Annotated in this window: 17 protein-coding genes; all 17 read left to right on the top strand. The window is 54.7% G+C overall.

The features are described from left to right. Nucleotides 1–7 precede the first annotated feature (7 nt). The 17 genes from GX030_01070 (at nucleotide 8) to GX030_01150 (ending at nucleotide 19613) form a co-directional block, all read left to right on the top strand. The gene (locus GX030_01070) at nucleotides 8–868 is read left to right on the top strand and encodes a M23 family metallopeptidase (GenBank protein ID NLV90969.1); all 861 of its coding nucleotides are present in this window, start codon (nucleotides 8–10) and stop codon (nucleotides 866–868) included. Between the two features lie 172 nt (nucleotides 869–1040). Then, entirely contained in the window at nucleotides 1041–1319 is a 279-nt protein-coding gene (spoIIID, locus tag GX030_01075) for a sporulation transcriptional regulator SpoIIID (protein ID NLV90970.1), read from the top strand. A 123-nt stretch (nucleotides 1320–1442) separates the two neighbouring features. Continuing rightward, on the top strand, nucleotides 1443–2453 hold the full coding sequence (locus tag GX030_01080; GenBank protein ID NLV90971.1) for a rod shape-determining protein: 1011 nt from the start codon (nucleotides 1443–1445) through the stop codon (nucleotides 2451–2453). A gap of 133 nt (nucleotides 2454–2586) precedes the next feature. Continuing rightward, on the top strand, nucleotides 2587–3357 hold the full coding sequence (flgF, locus tag GX030_01085) for a flagellar basal-body rod protein FlgF (GenBank protein ID NLV90972.1): 771 nt from the start codon (nucleotides 2587–2589) through the stop codon (nucleotides 3355–3357). An 87-nt stretch (nucleotides 3358–3444) separates the two neighbouring features. Then, nucleotides 3445–4236, top strand: coding sequence for a flagellar basal-body rod protein FlgG (gene flgG / locus GX030_01090; protein NLV90973.1), 792 nt, complete (start codon nucleotides 3445–3447; stop codon nucleotides 4234–4236). Between the two features lie 7 nt (nucleotides 4237–4243). After that, nucleotides 4244–5101, top strand: a complete 858-nt coding sequence (gene flgA, locus GX030_01095) for a flagellar basal body P-ring formation protein FlgA (protein ID NLV90974.1) — start codon at nucleotides 4244–4246, stop codon at nucleotides 5099–5101. 38 nt (nucleotides 5102–5139) lie between these two features. Next, complete coding sequence (locus GX030_01100; GenBank protein ID NLV90975.1) at nucleotides 5140–5736, top strand: flagellar basal body L-ring protein FlgH; 597 nt, start codon at nucleotides 5140–5142, stop codon at nucleotides 5734–5736. Between the two features lie 34 nt (nucleotides 5737–5770). Then, nucleotides 5771–7006 (top strand): flagellar basal body P-ring protein FlgI, encoded by a 1236-nt coding sequence (locus GX030_01105; protein NLV90976.1) that lies wholly within the window; start codon nucleotides 5771–5773, stop codon nucleotides 7004–7006. Between the two features lie 15 nt (nucleotides 7007–7021). Then, entirely contained in the window at nucleotides 7022–7435 is a 414-nt protein-coding gene (locus tag GX030_01110; protein NLV90977.1) for a hypothetical protein, read from the top strand. An 81-nt stretch (nucleotides 7436–7516) separates the two neighbouring features. Next, nucleotides 7517–7879: a nucleotide pyrophosphohydrolase gene (locus tag GX030_01115; protein ID NLV90978.1), complete on the top strand. Its 363-nt coding sequence runs from the start codon at nucleotides 7517–7519 to the stop codon at nucleotides 7877–7879. 145 nt (nucleotides 7880–8024) lie between these two features. Further along, entirely contained in the window at nucleotides 8025–8264 is a 240-nt protein-coding gene (locus GX030_01120; GenBank protein NLV90979.1) for a hypothetical protein, read from the top strand. A gap of 134 nt (nucleotides 8265–8398) precedes the next feature. Continuing rightward, nucleotides 8399–9868 carry an AMIN domain-containing protein gene (locus tag GX030_01125; GenBank protein ID NLV90980.1) on the top strand — a complete coding sequence of 490 codons (1470 nt, stop codon included), beginning with the start codon at nucleotides 8399–8401 and terminating at the stop codon, nucleotides 9866–9868. A 13-nt stretch (nucleotides 9869–9881) separates the two neighbouring features. Then, entirely contained in the window at nucleotides 9882–11894 is a 2013-nt protein-coding gene (locus GX030_01130; GenBank protein ID NLV90981.1) for a hypothetical protein, read from the top strand. A gap of 176 nt (nucleotides 11895–12070) precedes the next feature. Then, a complete protein-coding gene (locus GX030_01135; GenBank protein ID NLV90982.1) occupies nucleotides 12071–15997 on the top strand; it encodes a hypothetical protein in 3927 nt (1308 codons plus the stop codon). A 160-nt stretch (nucleotides 15998–16157) separates the two neighbouring features. Continuing rightward, nucleotides 16158–17837, top strand: a complete 1680-nt coding sequence (locus GX030_01140; protein ID NLV90983.1) for a BamA/TamA family outer membrane protein — start codon at nucleotides 16158–16160, stop codon at nucleotides 17835–17837. 179 nt (nucleotides 17838–18016) lie between these two features. Next, the gene (locus GX030_01145; protein NLV90984.1) at nucleotides 18017–18463 is read left to right on the top strand and encodes an OmpH family outer membrane protein; all 447 of its coding nucleotides are present in this window, start codon (nucleotides 18017–18019) and stop codon (nucleotides 18461–18463) included. Nucleotides 18464–18497: 34 nt separating this feature from the next. Next, a complete protein-coding gene (locus GX030_01150; GenBank protein ID NLV90985.1) occupies nucleotides 18498–19613 on the top strand; it encodes a hypothetical protein in 1116 nt (371 codons plus the stop codon). Nucleotides 19614–19640: the final 27 nt, after the last annotated feature.

Below are 19640 nucleotides of genomic sequence, written 5' to 3' on the forward strand. Positions count from 1 at the left end.
GGTGAAAATGAATCAAAGGGATCAGGAAGAGAAGAAACTGCGACAGGAGCAAAAGCAAGGGGAAAAGCGGCAAGAAGTAGAGCAAACCAGCTGGCTAAATTCTATCATGAAGTCTGCCGCTGTTACCCTGGAAAGAGTGCAGAGAAGGACCAGGGCCTTTTTCTCTCAAGGGGCACGGAAGCGGCAGGTGGTTCAGTTCTTTGCCGTGGTGGCGGTGGCAATTCTAACGGGAGCCGCGCTTTGGCTGAACTCAACTAGGGTGCTGGAGCACTACAGCCAAGAGATGACCGCCAGCTTGGATGGGGGACAAGCATCGGTTACCTTTGAATCGGAAGACGGCTTCTCCACCGGTGGAGTGACCTTGGGCCTGAGTCCAGAAGAATTGGCTGCAGCGATACCTTCAGAGGCCTCTCCGCAGGTGGAGCCGGCGCTAGCCAGCCCTCCAGAAAGGATGTCCCCGGAAGCACTGGCGGCAATGAATCTGTCTAAACTGCAGTGGCCAGTGCAGGGGGAGGTCGTCACCGAATACGGCTGGTGGCGTCATCCGATGTACCATGATTGGCGGATGCATCCAGGGATCGCCATCGCTACTCCCGTTAACAACCCGGTGAAGGCCGCACTTCCAGGACGGGTTGAAGAAATCTATCATGACAATTATCTTGGAACCGTTGTGGTAATTGAACACGGTGGCAGTGTGCGGACAGTCTACGGCAATGTCCAAGACGTGCCTTCTCTTGGCAGTCCCGTTGCCCAGGGGCAGGTGATCGGAAAAACAGCCTCCAGGAGGGGTGATGGGCAGAGGGGGCAGCTGTATTTTGAGGTTCGACATAATGGCGATGCCCTAGACCCTCTGGCCTATTTACGGTAATTGCCCACAACTTATCTGAGAAAGGATATTGATTTGGTGGCAGTCTGCAGCTTTGGACTGCCCTTTTTTGTGTTTAAAGCTTAATACATCACCGGTTTGCACCGGTACGCCCCTGACATACTCTGCCCAAACCCGCATATATATGTCAATAAAAGTGCGAGGGGGTCAGGGGATGAGGGACTACATCCGCAAACGGGTACTGGACGTGAGCCAGTTTATTATAGATACCGATTCCACTATTCGCCACGCGGCCAAGGTGTTTGGTGTAAGCAAGAGTACTGTGCATAAGGATGTAACGGAGAGGTTGCCCAAGATTGATGAGGAGCTGGCAAAGCTGGTGAAGAAGGTGTTGGAGAAAAACAAGGCTGAACGCCATCTCCGGGGAGGGGAAGCCACTAAGCGAAAATACCGCAGCCAAAGGCGAAAGGCCTCACCGGCAGAACCGATATAAATCACATTATGAGTGTCTTATTCCCATTCTGATGCAGGATCTCGGGGCACCAACTGCGAACACTTGCTAGTACGCCAATAGTTACCAGAGGATGGCTATTTCAGAGGGGAGTAACGATACATCATGCCAGATATTGGAATCGATCTTGGGACAGCGAATGTCTTAGTCTATGCACGGGGGAAAGGGATTGTCATTCAGGAACCTTCTGTGGTGGCCATGGACAGGGATAGCAATAAGATTCTGGCGGTGGGTGAAGAGGCCCGTCAGATGTTGGGGCGCACCCCGGGAAACATCCTTGTGATTCGTCCCGTAAAGAGCGGAGTTATCGCCAAATACGACGTAACAGAAACCACATTGAAATATTTTATCCATAAGGTCTGTGGTAAACGACCACTGTTTCGCCCTCGGGTTGTAGTGTGCGTACCTTCCGGGATCACCACGGTAGAACAGCGGGCTGTTGTCGATGCCTGTACCCGGGCCGGGGCGAAAAAGGTTTTTCTCATTTCAGAGCCGATGGCAGCGGCCATCGGAGCTGGCCTACCCATCGAAACGGCCAGTGGGAATATGGTCGTAGATATCGGTGGGGGAACCACCGACGTAGCAGTCATTTCCCTGGGTGGAATCGTAGTCAGTGAATCCCTACGCATCGGGGGCGATGATTTCGACGATGCTATCATTCGTTATGTTAAACGGGTGCACAACCTCGCAATCGGCCTGAGGACCGCGGAGTCAATCAAAATCGATTTGGCTCGGGCCCTGTCGGATTGGGAGCCGGCGACCATGTCTATTCGCGGCCGCGACTTGGTGTCGGGTTTGCCCAAGACCATCGACCTGTCCTCCGCAGAAGTGTATACTGCGATCAAAGAACATGTGATGGCAATAGCCTCGGTAATCAAGACGGTTCTAGAGACCACCCCACCGGAGTTGTCCGCGGATATTATCGAACAGGGAATTACCTTGACCGGTGGCGGAGCTTTGCTGCGGGGGATGGATCAACTGATTACCGCTGAGACAGGGATTAGGACCTTTGTAGCTGAGGATCCAACCACCTGTGTCGGTATGGGAACGGGAATCGTCCTGGAATCCCTGGACAAGTGGGCACGCTCTCCCGTTCTCAGTTCCTACTCGGCGTGATTTTTTCCCGACAAGTGATGGACAAGCCTCTACTTAGACTAAATTGGTCTTAAGTAGAGGCCTTTTCTTGCCGATATAAACTATGAGGTACTATCTTTAGAAACCACCCTTTTGGAGAAGGGAGGGACAGGTGTTGCTCCGAGGGATATATACTGCGGCTTCCGCGATGCTAGTGGACCAGGCGAGAATGGACGTGACCAGCAATAATCTCGCCAATGTTAACACTGCCGGCTTCAAGCAGGATCAGGTTGTGGTGGAGTCCTTTCGGCAAATGTGGCTCCATGCCCTCGAAGGCGATGGTACTCCCGTTCAACGGCAGACCCATCGTCCCGTAGGTGCCCTGGGAACCGGGGCTGAGGTGGTTCGCAGCTACACTAGGTTCACACCGGGGGCGCTACAGCATACCGGTAATTCCCTGGATGTAGCCATCGTCGGCGATGGTTTTTTCACCGTTGACACTCCCCAGGGGGTGCGATACACCAGGAATGGCAGGTTCACCGCGAATGAAGAGGGCCTTTTGGTGACTTCGTCGGGGGATCCTGTACTGGGAGTAAACGGGCCCATCACCATAGCCGGTAACACCGTGGATATCGATAGTGATGGGCAGGTGTTCGTTAACAACCAGTTGGTGGACAGGCTTCGAATTGTCACCTTTGCCAACAACGCCGGGCTGATCAAACATGCCGGGCAGTACTTTGAAGCCCTAGAGGCTGCTGGCCTAGCCCAAGAGGCGACGGGGGTGACCGTTAGCCAAGGCGATTGGGAGCAATCCAATGTCAACGTCATCAGTGAGATGGTGAACATGATTAATGCCACTCGCAGCTATGAAGCGAGTCAAAGGGCGATTCAGGCCCAGGATGAAGCTTTGGGTAAAGTGGTCAACGAAGTGGGAAGGTTAGCATAATCATCTTGACATCGGGCTGGACTGCCGACTAGCAGGGGCCCGAGGCGGCTGACCGATTGAGGCCGCCGGATTCGGGAGGAATATGAAATGATGCGTTCGTTGTGGACTGCCGCATCGGGCATGATGGGGCAGCAGTTGAGTATCGATACCATGGCTAACAACCTCGCCAACGTCAATACCACCGGCTACAAAAAAAGCAGAGTGGATTTTCAGGATCTGTTGTATCAATCGTCCCGGTATGCCGGTACTCCGGTGGCTGCCGGTGCGCAGATTCCGACGGGAATTCAAACCGGTCACGGCGTCAGGCCAGTGGCGACCCAGAAGATTTTTACTCAAGGCACCTTTAAGCAGACGGACAACCCCTTAGATCTGGTGATTGAGGGAGAGGGCTTTTTCCAGGTGCTGCGTCCCGATGGCACCATTGCCTATACCCGAGATGGAGCCTTCAAGAAGGATGGCGAAGGCCGGATCGTTACCTCCGACGGCTTCCCCCTCTGGCCGGAAATTATTATTCCCGATGATGCTGTGAGCGTGAATGTCGGAACCGATGGCACCGTGTCGGTACAGCGTGCAGGAATTGATGACGTTCCCCAGCGTGCGGGCCAAATCGAACTGGTGAGATTTGTCAATCCCGCGGGATTGCGCAACTTGGGAAGAAACCTCTTGGCAGCCAGTGTTGCCTCCGGTCAACCCATCGTCGGCTATCCTGACTTAGACGGTTTTGGAGCTATTGCCAACGGATATCTAGAAATGTCCAACGTGCAGGTAGTAGAAGAAATGGTGAATATGATCGTTGCTCAAAGGGCCTACGAGACCAACTCCAAGGCGATCCAGGCCTCTGACGACATGCTTCAAACCGCTAATAACCTGCGGAGGTAGAGGGTAATTGGTTGGTGTCAGAACCAAGGGGCAGCGGCGTAACCTCTCCGCGATGGGCTGGTGGTTAGCCTGTGTCATCGGATTCATCGTGCTTGGTGGGGTCTTCTCCCAACTAGCCAGTGCTAACTCGGTGGTAACCATCGTCATGCAGGATGGTGCCGTAGTCCATGACGATGACATCCTTTTAGGGGAAATTGCGGTCTTTGAAGGGGCTAATCCCTCCTTAGCCGAGGAATTGGCTGGCGTGGTGGTGGGCAGGGCTCCGATGCCGGGTTTGACCCGCCATCTCAGTCCCGGTCATGTTGAAGTGAGACTGCGGCGGGCTGGTTTTTCCCTGCAGGGCTTGAAAATAACCACTAATACCGAGCAGGAACGGATTGTCGTGTATCGCAGCGATCCGCCCGTGGCCCCGGAGACGGAAGAGTTGGCTCCAGGGCCAGAACAGCCCTTGGCCGATGTCCCCAAGCCTGAGGAGCTAGTTGAGGTTTGGGTGTTAGTGGAGGATGTTGGTAGAGGGGCACCGCTAAGGACCGACCTGTTGGCTCCAGCAACGGTATCTCCCCGCCGCTTTGTCGGAAGGGCAGTAACCGATCCCCAGACGGTGGAGGGAATGCGGGCCACCCGGTTTCTCCGCAGCGGGAAAGTGCTCACCGAGGGTGATCTTGAGCCCATCCCTCCAATAGTTGAGGGACAAAGGGTGACCATTGTCGCCTCCGGGGATGGGATTAGGATTACTGCCGTTGGTCTTGCCCTGGAGGACGGCGATTGGGGCGAAGTGATACCTGTACGCAATGTGCAAAGCGACAGGGTTATCTTTGCCACGGTAACGGGATTAGGTGTCGTCAGTGTTAGACTGTTTCCTTGAGGGGCGAGCTAATCTTTGAACTGAAGGTGGATTCAGTGATGGGAAAACCAAGATCACGGGTCTTTGGTGTGTTGTGCTTGATGGTACTGTTGTCCCTGCCGGCTGTCTGTGAGGTTCAGGCCCAGTCCCTGTGGAATACTCAAACTTCGGGCTCGTTGTTTAGCGATCACAAGGCTTTGCAGGTAGGAGACTTGGTCACCATTATCATTGTTGAGCGGACGGAAGCCCGGTCCACAGCCCAGACCACTACCGGGCAATCGGCAGGAGTGGGGATTGGCCCCGGCGGAGGCCTTCTAGACTTCATCCCCTTGATTTCCGTTGACGGTAGCGAAGATTTCGAAGCTGGAGGCAGTACCACCCGGGGAGGAACCCTGTCCGCCAAATTGACCGCCATGGTCAAGGCCATCGAACCCAATGGTAACCTGCAAATCGAAGGCAAGCAAAGGATAATTGTCAACGGAGAAGAGCAGCAAATTACCGTATCAGGGACAATTCGGCCTCAGGATGTAGCTCGGGACAATAGTGTCTTGTCGACCTATGTGGCCAATGCTACCATTTCATACAGTGGTGAGGGTGCGTTGGGCTCCAAACAGGAGCCGGGAATACTTAGCCGGCTGCTCAATTGGTTGTTCTAATTTCGGTTTTGTCAGTCGAGGGGGTAGTAATCCGTTGCTCATACAAAGTTGCCGATGGGTAGTTAGACCCATTTCAGTCGCCGCAATCCTGCTTCTGTGCCTGCTGATGCTTCCCCATCTTGGCTATGCTTCCGATGATGGATTACCGCAGGTATATGTTTTCCCGGTCCAAAGGGAGGAAAGTCCGCCGGCGCCGATGACTCCCCCTTCCCAAAAAATATCCTCCGATCTTGGCCAGCCCCAGATGCGAGTCAAGGATATCGCTCGGGTTGATGGGGTCAGGAGCAACCAATTAGTGGGGTTGGGATTGGTGGTGGGCTTGGCGGGAACGGGAGATAGCAGCGGGGCTAGTTTGCAGATGGTGGCCAATATGTTGGAGCGTTTTGGTCTGACCATTGCGGAAAGTGAGTTGCGGTCTCGCAATGCCGCGGCGGTGACCGTGACAGCGGAGTTGCCACCCTTTGCCAGGCCTGGTGATACCATTGATGTCACCGTTTCGTCCCTGGGGAGTGCCAGGAGTTTGGCCGGTGGCTTCTTGCTCCAGACACCTTTGCAGGCCGGAGATGGGCAGGTGTATGCCGTGGCCCAGGGTGCCGTGTCCATCGGGGGTTTTGAAGCTTCCGCCGGTGGCAGCAGCGCCGCGAGAAATCATGCAACCGTAGGCCGTATTCCCTCCGGTGCCATCGTCGAGGGTCGAGTGATCAGCGAAATAGGTGCCGATGGGAGGATCACCTGGCTGTTGCATCAGCCGGATTTTACCACCGCCAGTCGTGTCGCGACAGCCATCAACGCAGAATTGGGAGATAATTTGGCTCAGGCCATCGATGGCAGTGCGGTGGAAGTAGTGATCCCCAGTCGGTATCAGGAGAGTTTGGTTGATTTCATCACGTTAATGGAAGAATTGCCGGTGGCTACGGACTCTATGGCTAGAGTGGTAATCAACGAACGAACGGGGACGGTAGTGATCGGACATCGGGTTCGTCTCGCCACGGTAGCGGTGTCCCATGGGGGCCTGACGGTAAGAGTGGGGACCGAGGATGTGGTTTCCCAACCGCCTCCCTTCAGTGATGGTGAAACGGTGGTTACCCGTCAGACTCGTCTGCAGGTTGAGGAAGAGCCCGGTCAGCTGGCAGTCTTGCCGACGGGAGCCAGTGTAGAGGATCTGGTCAATGCGCTTAATGCCGTTGGTGCTTCGCCTCGGGATGTGATCGCCATTTTACAGGCTATCAAAGAGGCGGGGGCCCTATACGGGGAACTGGAGACAATATAGTCTGGGGGATCGGGTATGTCAGGTACGATGAAAATCGGAACTCACACCGCCTATAAATACGGAACTGATACTCGCCGCAATCTGGAGAGGGGCAGCGCCGAGGGTAGTCAATTCTCTGAAGTCCTGCAGTCTACCATGAAGCAGGACGAGTCCCAGCAGCCGCGGCAGAACAAGGCGGCGCTGATGGAGGCGGCCCGGGAACTGGAGGCCCTCTTTGCCCACCAATTGGTCAAGGCCATGCGACAGACGGTACCGGAATCTCAAGGAATGTTTGCCCGCAGTAACGCGGAAAAGGTCTGGCAGGACATGCTCGATGAAGAGCTGGCTGGGACCCTAGCTGAGACTAAGTCCCTGGGGCTGGCGGAGATGATCTACCAACAACTGGCTGGGCATGTTGCCGACGACCAAGATCCGGAGTCGAGAAAATAACAGGAGCTTAACACCCGGTTGATCATCGGGTGTTTTTGTATACTGGCATGTCTGAACTGCAGACGGACTGAGGGGGATAGGATGCTGGACCTGAAAATATCTGAGATGATCGCAATGCAAAGGGACCTGCAGGAAAAGAATCAGGGGAAGTGGGCACCCCTTTCACCCAAGGAGGGGCGCAGCTACCTGTTGTGGATGCTGGAGGAGATGGGGGAGGCCATAGCCATTATCAAGAAACGGGGCGAGGGGGCCATTATGGATGAGCCCGGCGTGCGCGAAGCCTTCGTTGAGGAGCTTGTCGATGTGATGATGTACTACATCGATCTGTTGGCCTGTTTTGAGATTGATGCCCATGAGTTTTCCCAAGCTTTCATGAAAAAGTACTCCAAGAACATGGCCCGGGACTATGCGTCTGAGTACAAGGAGTACTTGCAGAGTAAATAGAACCGGAGATGTTAGTACCTGCTACCTAATTTCCCGATAACTACCCCCTGCTCCTATGAAGGCTCTCCCCTTTATGCATAGACTGAAAGCGTATTCGGCTTTGTTGGTAAGACCGAGTCTTAGCATTCTAGAAGGGGGATACAGCATGGCAGGTAGACCAAGGGTACCGGATGAATACGATGAGTATTACTGGGGCATGGACCCGTGGGACAGAGGGTATGACCGTCGCAGACCCCCCGGTCGTGACGATCGGGTACTGGATGCCGTCAACCAAAATACCCGCTTGTTACGGGAAATTCAGCGAACCACCAACACCACTTTACGCCTTACCAGAGATATCCACCGTTGGGTAGAGGAGATGTGGGAAGGCGACAGAAGGCGATAGCTTAGCTTTCGGGGTAGGTCTTACACCTGCCCCGGATTTTTTTGGCAAGGGTAAGTCAAATATTACCTGGACCTTGGGACGGCAGGATTACCCAGGGAAAACAAGAAATAAACAGCCAGACGGGAGTGTGGTGTATGGGTAAATTTGGCGACAGATTTTTCCAGACCAGGGGAATACTATTTCTCTTATTGATCTACATAAGTATAGGTGCAGTGGTGACTCTTGGTGTATGGGACCAGGTGGCGGCCAAGGAACCAGCCGCGGGTAACAAGGGAGCCCACTTGCAGTCGGTCAGCGTTGACAGTGACACTGATGGACTTGTGGTGCAGCTAGGTCTTGAAGGACCTCTGTCCTATCGGGTGTGGAGCACCCCTTCCCCGAGCAAGGTGATTATCGATCTCCATAATACCGTGGTAGGAACTGGGGTACAGGGTTTTGCCCTTGACGATGTCTTGGCAAAAAGGGTGCGGATCACTCAATACCCCAACTACTCTCGGGTAGTAGTTGATCTTGCTCATTCCGTCCCCACACCGATCCATGAAGTTCAGGGCAATACGTTAATGGTATATATCAACAGAAACTACCGTCAGGGATATGAGACGTTAGTTGCTCCCGGGGTGCGATACGGGCAGTTCCGGCAGGGTGGTGAGGCTGGCCAGGTGCTTGTCAACTACTTGCGGGTCTCTCCCCGCTCTCGGGCTTCGATTCGTCCGGTATTGGCTAAGGGGGGAGCCGGCGGCTTGGAGACGGTAGACTCCATGGCCAAGGCCCACGATGCCATTGCGGCAGTCAACGGGAATTTCTTTGCCGGCAATGGAAAACCCCTGGGATTCTTGATGATCGATGGTGAGATTGCCGGTTATCCGATATATAATCGCAGTGCCTTTGGCATCACGGCAACGGGACAAGTGCTGATTGATCAAGTGGACGCCGTCGGCTATTTTCAATGGGCCGATAGGGAGCCGATCACCATTTCCGGCGTCAACCGGGTCCGGCGGACCGATGATCTCATCCTTTATACTCCCGAGTATGGCAAAACCACAGGAACCAACCACTTTGGACTGGAAGTAGTGGTAGAGCAGGGTGTGGTCATTGCTTGTTCCGAGGAGGGAAATTCCCTGATTCCTCCCCAGGGGTTTGTACTTTCTGCCCATGGAAATAGCCGGGAGCTCCTCTCTGATATAGCAGTCGGTGATCCCGTTACCGCCCATTGGGAACTGCGGCCCGATTGGATTGAGATGGGAGTAGTGCACGCCGTCGGTGCCGGCCCGAGGTTGGTGAAGGATGGGAAAATCGCGATCAATGGAGTGGAAGAGCGGTTTCAGTCCGATGTGCTTTATGGTCGGGCACCGAGAACCGGTTTCGGAGTAACTGAGACCGGGGAGATAGTACTCGTGACGGTTAATGGCCGCAGAGGTGCCGTTAGCGTTGGCATGACGTTGCGGGAACTGGCGGAGTTGATGATTACCCTGGGAGCAGTGGATGCCATCAACCTCGATGGTGGAGGTAGTGCTACGTTAGTTGTCAGAGATAGGGTTCTCAACCTTCCTTCCGATGGACGGGAACGGCCGGTAGGGAGTGCTATCTTGGTATTGGCGGACTAAGGGAGGTTACGGATTGGAGAGGGCACGGGACTTTAGTCGACATAGGGTTTTTGTTTTCTCATTGATGCTCTGGCTCGGATTGATGGGAGCTGTGCTTTGGCAGTGGCCCGTGGCGGCAGCCGCCGTCGAAACCCAGAGTAGTGATGCCCGGTTCATGTCTGTTGGGCAACTAAGGGAAGGAATGAAGGGGGTTGCCAAGACCGTTTTCCACGGAACCACCATTGAAGAATTTGATGTTGAGATCTTAAGCGTTCTTCCCGATGCGGGGGCTGGTGGCGACCTGATCCTCGGGAAGGTCAGCGATGAAGTAATTGAGCGAGCCGGTGGGGTTGTGCAGGGAATGAGCGGCAGTCCCGTATATGTTGATGGCAAACTGATTGGTGCCATCAGCGGTGCCTACCGCAATAACCCCGATGGTTTGGCAGCCATTACCCCCATTGAAGATATGCTGCAGGTGCTGGACAGAGTCCAAGGCACGGAACCAATAGCGCTCAATCCCAGTACCATGGTAGCAGCGAAGACACCGCTGATGGCTTCGGGACTAAGTTCTCGGGCCCTCAATGTATTGGCGGAACAGACGGGTTCCTGGGGGATGTATCCCGTTGAAGGCGGGCAGATGGGTTCCGGCAAGGCAATTAATACCGAGGATGTGGAAATCGAGCCTGGAGCAGCCCTGGGATTACAGTGGGTTCGGGGTGACGTCAATCTCACCTCCATTGGAACGGTGACCTATGTGGACGGCGATAATTTTGTCGCCTTTGGTCACACCGCGGGTAACTGGGGCAAGATCAATGCCTTCGCTTCCACTGCCTATGTCAATGCCATTGTCCGCAGTCGGGATATCGGATTTAAGCTGGCCTCTCCTATTGAGACGGTGGGCACCGTCTCCGAAGATCGGTGGGCAGGAATTGCCGGTACCATCGGGCAACTGCCTCCTGTAGTCCACTATGATGTTCGGGTGCGGGATAAAGACAGCGGCACTGAGTCCAACTATCAGTTTGATGTGGTTCGCAGTGAGCAGTTTACCAGCCAGTTCAGTTCCTCGGCCTTGCTGGGAGTCCTTGACCGGGGAATCGACCGCTTGGGTCCCGGCACCTCAAGGGTAGTGTATCGAGTCTATACCGATGATCTCGAGCCCATCATCCGTGATAATGTTTATTACAGCACCATTGATATTTCTGCAGTCTCTTTGAGTGAGCTGCTGGAAGTAACGCAGTTGCTACTGCGCAATGAGTTTAAGGCCGTCGATATCGAAAGGGTGGAACTGGAGGTGGACATTGACTCCAGTCGCCAGACGGCCACGATTGAAAAGGCAAGGCCCGCTAGAACCACCGTGGCTCCCGGAGAGTCTGTCAACGTTGAAGTGGTGATTCGGCCCTACCGAGGAGAGCGGGAAACTAAGATCATCCGTTTAGATATTCCCGAGAATGCTCAACCCAGCTCTGTGCATGTTTCCGTTCGAGGCGGTGGCTACGGATACTTGTTTACCGATTACAGCCCCTATCACGATGGGGCTGATGCAGGGGGAGAGAATAAGTCTGAGGATCCGTCGCCCCCCAGCAATGCCGAGAGCCTCGATAAGTTGATCAAGGAAGTATCCCAACGGCCTCGCCATCAGGATCTGGTCGTTGAGTTTGTTCCCTATGTGAACTCCAAGCATGGGACAGAAGACGACGAGGCGGTTCCCGTTTTTGGTGAGCCGGAGATCCAGTTTGAGGATTTTGAGGATCCATCCGGTGCAAGTGGTCCCTTTGGCACCAGGGGTCTGGTACCGGTTACTGAAGGACGGGAGTTTGGTGAGAAGACAGCAGAGGATTCGTCACCTGCCTCCCCTTGGAATGGTCAATATGCTGAGCCTGTGAGAAGCACCCTAGCTACTCAATACTACCTGGAGGGTGAGACTGGATTTGAATTGACCATCGTGGCTCCCCCTCAGCCCAGGGACCAAGAAGGTGCTGTCAAGTCCGATGCTCCACTGGAGACCGTCGAGGCTGAACCAATAGAAGTAGAAGTAGAGGCTGAGTAACCCATTAGCTGGTTGCTCCGGAGCCTATTAAGATATTTCATCGACTGAGCCCCGTTGGGAGTATCACTACTCCAGCGGGGTTTTGCTTTGTGGGTTGGATGATATCACCAAAGGTGACCTATTCACCGGTAGCCAACTATACAATATTGCGGGCAATGCAAAGGGGGTGACCTCAGATGAGACAGCAACTGGCGCCCCACCGGCTGTTGACCATCGTGGCAGCACTGGTGGTTCTCTACGGATTGGCCTTGATTAGCTTTCCTTACCTAGTGACTCAGTTGCCGGTACAGAGTTGGATTCGGGACCGAGTCCTAGCGCGGTGGGAAGAAAGACTGGGTATTACTATGGACTTTGCCGAGATGAGACCGGCGGGACTTGGCCAGCTGGAAATTACCGATGTAACTTTGACGGCCGATGGCGCAGCTTTGGCCCAAGTAGAGAAGATTGTGATCAAGGCAGACCTGGCCGGTCTGCTGTTGGCTTTGTGGCAACCCACGGAGGTAATTAGTTGGGTCAAGCTGATCTCACCAGAAGTGACGGTGGATCGAGCCGACTTGAGTGCCTGGCAGGTGATGATGAATGAGTTTGTCTCCTCTGAGGCTCAGACGATGTTGACGGGAAACTTACCCTTTGCAGTGACCGTCAGTCACGGCACCTTGGTGATCAAGCAGGGACAAGGGATCGAGGCTAGGCTCCATGGGATTAATGGTCGGGCTCACCGCCGCATAGTAATCTACGATGGAGCATTGGCGGTAGCGGCCTTGCCCGAGGAGATCACCGGATTGGCCGGGACCGTGGCTTGGGGCCCAGGGGGTATTTCCGCTAATTTGCAGGCCAAGTTCCTGGGGGACTCCATCACCGTTGTGGGAAGGACCAGGGGTATGAAGGGGCCCCGCCTGGAAGTTGATACCTTAACCGTTACCGGTCTGGGAGGGAAAGTCCAGGGAGTGGGACATGTTCAGTTACCGAGCCTAAGGACCAAGGGACCCCAATCCCTTGACTATCACTTCGCCCTGGTTTTCGATAATTTGCAGTTAAGTCCTTGGCTGGGGAAGCTGGTTACTGCATCAATCACAGAAGCCCCCCCGATCCCCCTACCGACCTTTGAGGCCCTTTCCGGCACCCTGCTCATTGGCGGGGGTGGCGGTGCTCCGGAATTCATCGGAGATCTGGCTGTTACAGATCTTGCCTGGCAGGAGGGGAAGTTTGAGCACCTTCGAACGGGAATGGTCCTGACCTCTCAAGGCCTGCACATCGATTATTTCAGTTTGCAGGGTCCCAGCGGCAGCGTTGATCTCCAGGGCCGGATAGGATTGGATAGGGAACTGGATTTCATCGTCACCGTTGATGGGCTCGAAGTTGGAGATCTGCAGCTGGTTCCAGAGCTAGCGGGAGAGGTGGCTGCCGAAGCTCGGTTATCGGGGCAGTATCCGCTAGTAGAAGTGGAAGGGGTGGTCGTTGGTGATGGAATCTCCTATCGAGACCACCACCTGGGTGGGGTGGAAACGGGCTTTCGCTGGCGCGACGGGAACTTGGTGCTCAGCGATGGCAAGCTCCGCCTGGCTCAGGAACAACTGGACTTTTCTGGACAGGTTACCCTGGCAGATCAAGGGGCCTTGGATCTTCGGATTACCGCCGACCAACTGGACCTCGGAGAGCTCGCCACCCTTGTCGGTCAAGGGATACCCGTCACCGGGCAACTGGCAGGGGGCCTTGAGATAAAGGGATGGATAGACAACTTGAGGGGAGAGGGCACCCTAACGGTTACTGGCCTTGGGGCCTATGGGGTGACCGCGGATCAGGTGACCACCGAGTTTCATTGGCAGGACCAGACGATGGTTCTGGATAGTTTGGTGGCTCAGGTGGGTGGAGGTAGGGTATCGGCCGATGGAGTCATCGACCAGACCCAGGGATGGAACCTGTTGGTTCAGGCCCAGGGCGTTGACCTGGAGTCCCTCAACCTAACTTTACGGCAGAGGCAAGGGCTCCAGGGACTCCTGCAGGGGCAGGGGAAAGTGACCGGCGACTGGACTCAGCCGCGGATTAAAGCAGAGGTCACCGTCATTGACGGGGCTGTCGGTGGATATCGCCTGGATGAGCTCAATGGGCAGGTGGCCTTCGCCCAGGGAATCATCCACCTCCCCTCCGTCAGTTTGCGGCTGGGAGCCGATGTGTACCGGCTATCGGGGGAAGTAGATTTGAGCCAGAATCCAAGGGATCCCGCCCTTGACTTGCAGTTGGATCTAGCCCAGGCTTCCCTGGAGGGTTTGACCTTGCTGTTTCCAGAGGCTAAAGAGCTGGCTGTGGCAGGACCCGTTGCTGGTTATGCCCAGGTGTGGGGGAGAATTTCCGATCCTAGCGGCGAGGCCCAGGTGATGGTGCGCGATGGCAGGATGCTGGATCAGCCCCTTGCCGCCACCGTTGATCTGGCGCTGCAGGATGGCATTCTTACCCTCAAGGAATCCCAGGTTCACTGGGGCGAGGCGACCCTAACGGGACAGGGACAGATCGCGAATTGGCAAGAGCTGGCACTGAAGTTTCAGGCTCGGCGGATCCCTTTGGAGCAATTGCCTGGGAGTCTGTCGGTACCCGCTCATCTGTCCGGGCAAATCGATGGGGACTTGATGATAACGGGAACTCGAACTAGACCGAAGGTTAGGGGGACTATCTCCTTGGCCGAGGCACAGTACCAGGGGCATCGGTTTACCCAAGGCTTCGGTGAGTTCTTCCTCGATGGGGCTCGGATGCATTTAGACAGGCTCACCCTGCAGTCGGCCCACCATACCTTGACCGCTAGGGGACAGGTGGATCTGGCCTTACCGATCTTAACCAGCCTTGGTATCGCCGAGGTCCAACCCCGTTCTCGGGCCCATGTTGATCTGAGGTTGACCGTTGCGCCGAATCAGCAGTCGCCGAAATCCGTCAATGTCATGGGTGCAGTTTTCCAGCAGCCTCGCCTAATGAGTGATGTGGTGGTTCAGGGGACATGGCAGGATCCGAAACTCGAGGGACAGGTGGAGTTTTTCAGCGCTGAAGTAGTCCATGGGAGTTTGCCGGAGCCAGCTAGGGGTGTCAAGCTGACAGTTGAACTGGCTGGGCACGAGGTTATCCTTCGCCGACTGGACTCTCAGATGGGTCGAGGCAAAGTCTTTGGATCCGGTGTTGTCTTCCTCGATGGCCTTGTACCTGGGAAGTATGACCTAACCTTCCAGGTGGACGGAGTCAGCTTGGCCGGTGATTTTGGCTCTGGTCGATTCTTTGGCGAGTTAGGATTGGCGGGAACCTCCGCTGTTCCCGTGGTTCGGGGCAGCCTGCGGGTTGACGATGGCAGGGTAAACTTGAAACTTCCCCAGTCCCAAGGGGGATTGCCCAGGAACGTACACCTGGACATTCACCTGAGGGCAAAGGAGGATGTATTGGTCCAAGGCTTTGGGCTGGACATGGCGGTGCACGGAGATACCCGTCTCCAGGGAACTTTGCAGGAGCCACAGCTGGATGGTACGGTAAAGCTAAGTCGAGGCAGCTTCAACTATCTTGGTACCCGATTCCAGCTCACCTCCGGTAGTTTGGTCTTTGCTCCCATCAATGGCTACATCCCTTGGGTAGATTTGCGGGCGGAGACCAATCTCACTGCCGGAGAAGTAATTCTCACCATGAGGGGCAGGGCTGATCAACTGGACATCACCCTCCGATCGGATCAGGATCTATCCCAACAGGAGTTGATGGCCCAACTAGGGTGGCCTGAGAAAATGGGACAGGCCTTTGATGGTAGGCTGTGGGCCAATCTCGATTCCGAGGTGATGAGGCTGGTGGAGGGTGAATTTGTCAATCAGTTCCTGGGGGATTTGACCCGTTCCTTCAGGACCGCCCTGAGTCTGGACAAACTGGAGATTGAGCCGAGCTTCATCGATAAGAATCTTCGCTTTGAGGTGGGCAAGTATGTGGACGATCGGGTGTTTGTCACCTACTCCCGAAAGGTCTCTGATTCCTCGGAGCAGGAGATTGGAGTGGAGTACCGTCTTAACCCCAATGTGGTTTTCGCCACCACTTTGGACGGTAACGGTGAGAAGTGGTTTGGATTTCGGGGCCAGTTCCGCTTCTAATTTTCAGTGGAGATCTCTGCCAGTACTGTCAAGATGTATGGTTATTTACACCAACTACATGACAACAGACAGCAGGGAAGTGCCTCTAGGAGATCGAATTGAGTCTTAAGGAAGCTGAGCTTGGACAACTTTGCTAACGGGGAAGCAGGGAGGTTTTATGGTGACGATTACAGTACGACCGGCGTTGCTTGTCGGAACTTTGCTCTCATTATTACTTGTTTTTTCTCTTACCTTATCTGGTACTGTGTATGCTGCGGAACCCATCGTCAAGGCCATTGTCTTTCAAGGCAACCAGCAGCTGGATGATGTCGAGTTGATGCAGTATATTACCGCAACGAAGCTGGGCGAACCCCTGGATGAAGAGGCGGTGGAAGCCGACCGCAAGGCGTTGTTTGACTCCGGGTATTTTTGGAGTGTGCAGCCCGCGGAGGTCAGCTTTGTTCCCGGCGGTGTGCACTTGATTTTCAAAGTGGTGGAAAACCCCGTGGTGGAACGGGTAACCATCGAGACCACTGCTTTGCCGGTGGAAGAATTCCTTGGTGCCCTGTACACTCAGCCCGGTAAAGTTCTCAACGTCAATGGCCTGCGGGATGACCTGAATCAAGTGATTCCTGAGAAGGCGATGACCGATTATGGCATTCCCGTTCGAGTGAGTGATGCCAGTGTCTCCCCGGAGACGGGAGAGGTAAATATCGTTCTCGAAGCCCAGATTGTGTCGGAAATCAAGATCTCTGGTAACGAGAAGACCAATGACCATGTCATTACCAGGGAATTGGGGATTAAGCCCGGCGATGTTCTCAATCTCAACACCATCAACCAGGGTCTGCATCGGGTTCTGATGCTAGGATACTTTGATGAAATCAGTCGAGAGATCTTGCCCGGTGAAAAGGACGATGAGGTGATTCTGCATATTCGAGTGGCGGAACGCAAGACCGCGGTGTTCACCGGTGGTGTGGGCTACAGCTCCCATGAAGGGCTGATCGGATATGTAGATGTTGCCGATGAAAACTTCCGAGGAAATGGCCAACGGGTCAACTTCCGCTGGGAGTTCGGGAAGAATCGCACTTCCTACGATATTGGTTTCTATGAGCCCTACCTGGGCGAAGATGGGAGAAACTCCATCGGTGCCAATATCTATCGAACCACACGAGAGTACAAGCACCAAAATCCAGAGATAGGAATCTATGAAGCCAAGTCTACCGGGGCCAGTGTCACCTTGGGCCGTCGGTTGACGCCAAACACTCGGGGATACTTGGTGCCCAAGATGGAGAAAGTATCGGACTGGGAGGGCGAATACACCACTAGGAGTTTGCGTCTGACCACGGTAACCGATACCTCGAACCACCCCTTCTTCCCGACTACCGGTAACAAGCTGCGCTTGTCCGCAGAATTTGCCGGTGGCCTATTGGGAGGAGACAGTCAGTTTAGTGACTACCAGGCGGATTACAGCAAGTACTTCCCTCTGGGACGGCGAAACCAGACCCTGGCCTTCCGGCTCTCCGGTGGTGTCTTGACTGGTGACAATATTCCAGACCCAGAACGTTACCGTGTGGGTGGGTCTGAGTCCCTGCGAGGATACAAATATGGGGAGTTTGAGGGAGACCGGAAGCTGGTGCTGAACAGTGAGTACCGGTTCCAGATTAAGGACGCCTTCCATGGTGTACTCTTTGCCGACATCGGTAATGCTTGGGATTCAGGAGAATCCATCAGTATGAAGGATCTGAACGTAGGATATGGTGCCGGATTGCGCATTGACACCCCCTTAGGGGTACTGCGATTTGACTATGGTTTTGGCGATGACGGCGGCAACTTCTACTTCAGCATCGGTCAAATGTTCTAGAATGTAAATGTAAGCATTGGGCTGTTCTTTCCTTTCCTGGGAGGAACAGCCCTTTTTCTGCCTTTCGAGCCGAAAAGTGCTTCAGGTGGTAGGTTCCTGTCATTGTCCCAGGGTAGCCTCCGTTGGTATAATTGTGCATGCTAATTTGAGAAGATAACCCACCTAAGGAGGGATAAGTGATGCAGCGTACCTGGTTGTACGGGGTGGCACTGGTGGTAGCAGCTCTGGGACTGCTCGCGGCGATCACGATGCTGTCCGGTGATGTGGTTGGGGTGGTAGATTCCCAACGGATAATGGAGGAATTTGTCGTTGCCAGGGTACAGAAATCCTTGGAGGAGGAAGCCGAGAGGCTGCAGTCGGAACTGGATCAAGCCATTGCCGAGACCGCCGAGCTACCCGTGGAGGAGCGAGTCCCTAAGGTGGATGAACTAAAGGAAGAGTATCAACGGCGCCTGGACGAGTACAAGACCCAGTTGGTGGAACCAAAGATTCAGCAGGTTAAGACTGTCATTAAAGAGGTGGCAAGCGCTCGCCGGGTGGATATGGTCATCGACAATGCCAGTCAGTTGGTTTTGTACGGCGGAGTTGATCTGACCGATGAGGTACTGGAAGAGCTTGGTAAGTGAAGTGCCAGGGCCGGATAGGGGGGGAGTGAGGAAGATGCCAAGAACTTATCGGAGCTTTGCCGTGATTTCATTCCTGATTTTGGGCGCTGCCCTCACAGTCGCAGCAGTGATCTGTATCGAACTCGGGATCGGGGCAGCTGCTTCCCTGGGATATGTGGATATGGAGCGGGCGATGACGCAACACCCCCTCTATTCAGAGCTGGTGGAGCTGCAGAAGCAGATCCAAGAGGAAGAACAGCGTTGGGATCGCTATGTCGGGCAGGTTCTGGCGACCTCAGACCCCCAGGCCTATCAGGAGTGGGTGGCGACCCTGTATGGCTCTGGAGTATCGACCCTGCAGGAGGAGAATCATCGGCAGATTGCCCAGCGCCAAGAGAAGATTGAAGCCCAGTTGGCGCAAGAGCTAGAGAGGCTGCAGCAAGAGGCGCTAACCAGCTGGGAGCAGACCCAGGAGAATCATCGGCAGCTCTTTGCCCAGAAGCAAGAGGAGTTAGCCACTGCCATCGAAGCAGAGCTTAACGCTGAGGCAGAGCTGGTCCGGAAGTCTTACCAGCGGGAGATCCTCAACCTCCAGGTGGAACTGCTGCTGCAAAACAGCCTAACCTCCCAGGAGCGATTGGAAAAGACAGCGCAGCTGGAAGAACTTCAGGATGAGATGCAGGATAGACTCCAGGAATTGAGCGGGGCCTACACCGCTCTGTTGGAGGATAGGATCGCGGAGCTGGCCCAGCAGATGGAAAGGGATCTCAAGTCCCTGGAAGACGAGGCCAACAACAGGCTAGAGGCACAGATTAAAGAGGCTGAAGCTCTGGCGCAACAGGAGCTAGATCGCTACCTGCGTGCTAAGGAGGAAAGCATGGTCGCTGCATTGACCACCCGCGAGGAAACTTTGGCGCGGATGCAAGGCCCCTTACTGGACACCCTGATCCAGCAGGGCCTGGTGTCGGAGCAGAGTCGGCAGATGCAAAGCTTCATCGAAGGGGAATTGCAGACCAAGGCCCAGCGTTTGTTAGAGACAATCCACGGAGACATTCAGGCCGCTGCAACCCAAGTTGCCCAGAGGCAAAGGCTGCAGGTGGTTTTGACCGACAGTGAGTTTTCCGAGGACCTGATTGACGTAACTGACAGTGTGATTGATGCAATGCGATAAAGCTCTTGTTTACGTCCTGAAGTTCCC

Source organism: Bacillota bacterium (assembly GCA_012727955.1).
Classification (GTDB): Bacteria; Bacillota; Limnochordia; order DTU087; family JAAYGB01; genus JAAYGB01.

Bases quoted from the DNA above. Each gene is read 5' to 3' on its own strand.
- GX030_01150 (NLV90985.1), top strand. From the start codon at position 18,498: ATGCCAAGAACTTATCGGAGCTTTGCCGTGATTTCATTCCTGATTTTG.
- GX030_01125 (NLV90980.1), top strand. From the start codon at position 8,399: ATGGGTAAATTTGGCGACAGATTTTTCCAGACCAGGGGAATACTATTT.
- spoIIID (NLV90970.1), top strand. From the start codon at position 1,041: ATGAGGGACTACATCCGCAAACGGGTACTGGACGTGAGCCAGTTTATT.
- GX030_01110 (NLV90977.1), top strand. From the start codon at position 7,022: ATGTCAGGTACGATGAAAATCGGAACTCACACCGCCTATAAATACGGA.
- GX030_01120 (NLV90979.1), top strand. From the start codon at position 8,025: ATGGCAGGTAGACCAAGGGTACCGGATGAATACGATGAGTATTACTGG.
- GX030_01115 (NLV90978.1), top strand. From the start codon at position 7,517: ATGCTGGACCTGAAAATATCTGAGATGATCGCAATGCAAAGGGACCTG.
- GX030_01080 (NLV90971.1), top strand. From the start codon at position 1,443: ATGCCAGATATTGGAATCGATCTTGGGACAGCGAATGTCTTAGTCTAT.
- GX030_01145 (NLV90984.1), top strand. From the start codon at position 18,017: ATGCAGCGTACCTGGTTGTACGGGGTGGCACTGGTGGTAGCAGCTCTG.
- GX030_01135 (NLV90982.1), top strand. From the start codon at position 12,071: ATGAGACAGCAACTGGCGCCCCACCGGCTGTTGACCATCGTGGCAGCA.
- GX030_01100 (NLV90975.1), top strand. From the start codon at position 5,140: ATGGGAAAACCAAGATCACGGGTCTTTGGTGTGTTGTGCTTGATGGTA.
- flgG (NLV90973.1), top strand. From the start codon at position 3,445: ATGATGCGTTCGTTGTGGACTGCCGCATCGGGCATGATGGGGCAGCAG.
- GX030_01070 (NLV90969.1), top strand. From the start codon at position 8: ATGAATCAAAGGGATCAGGAAGAGAAGAAACTGCGACAGGAGCAAAAG.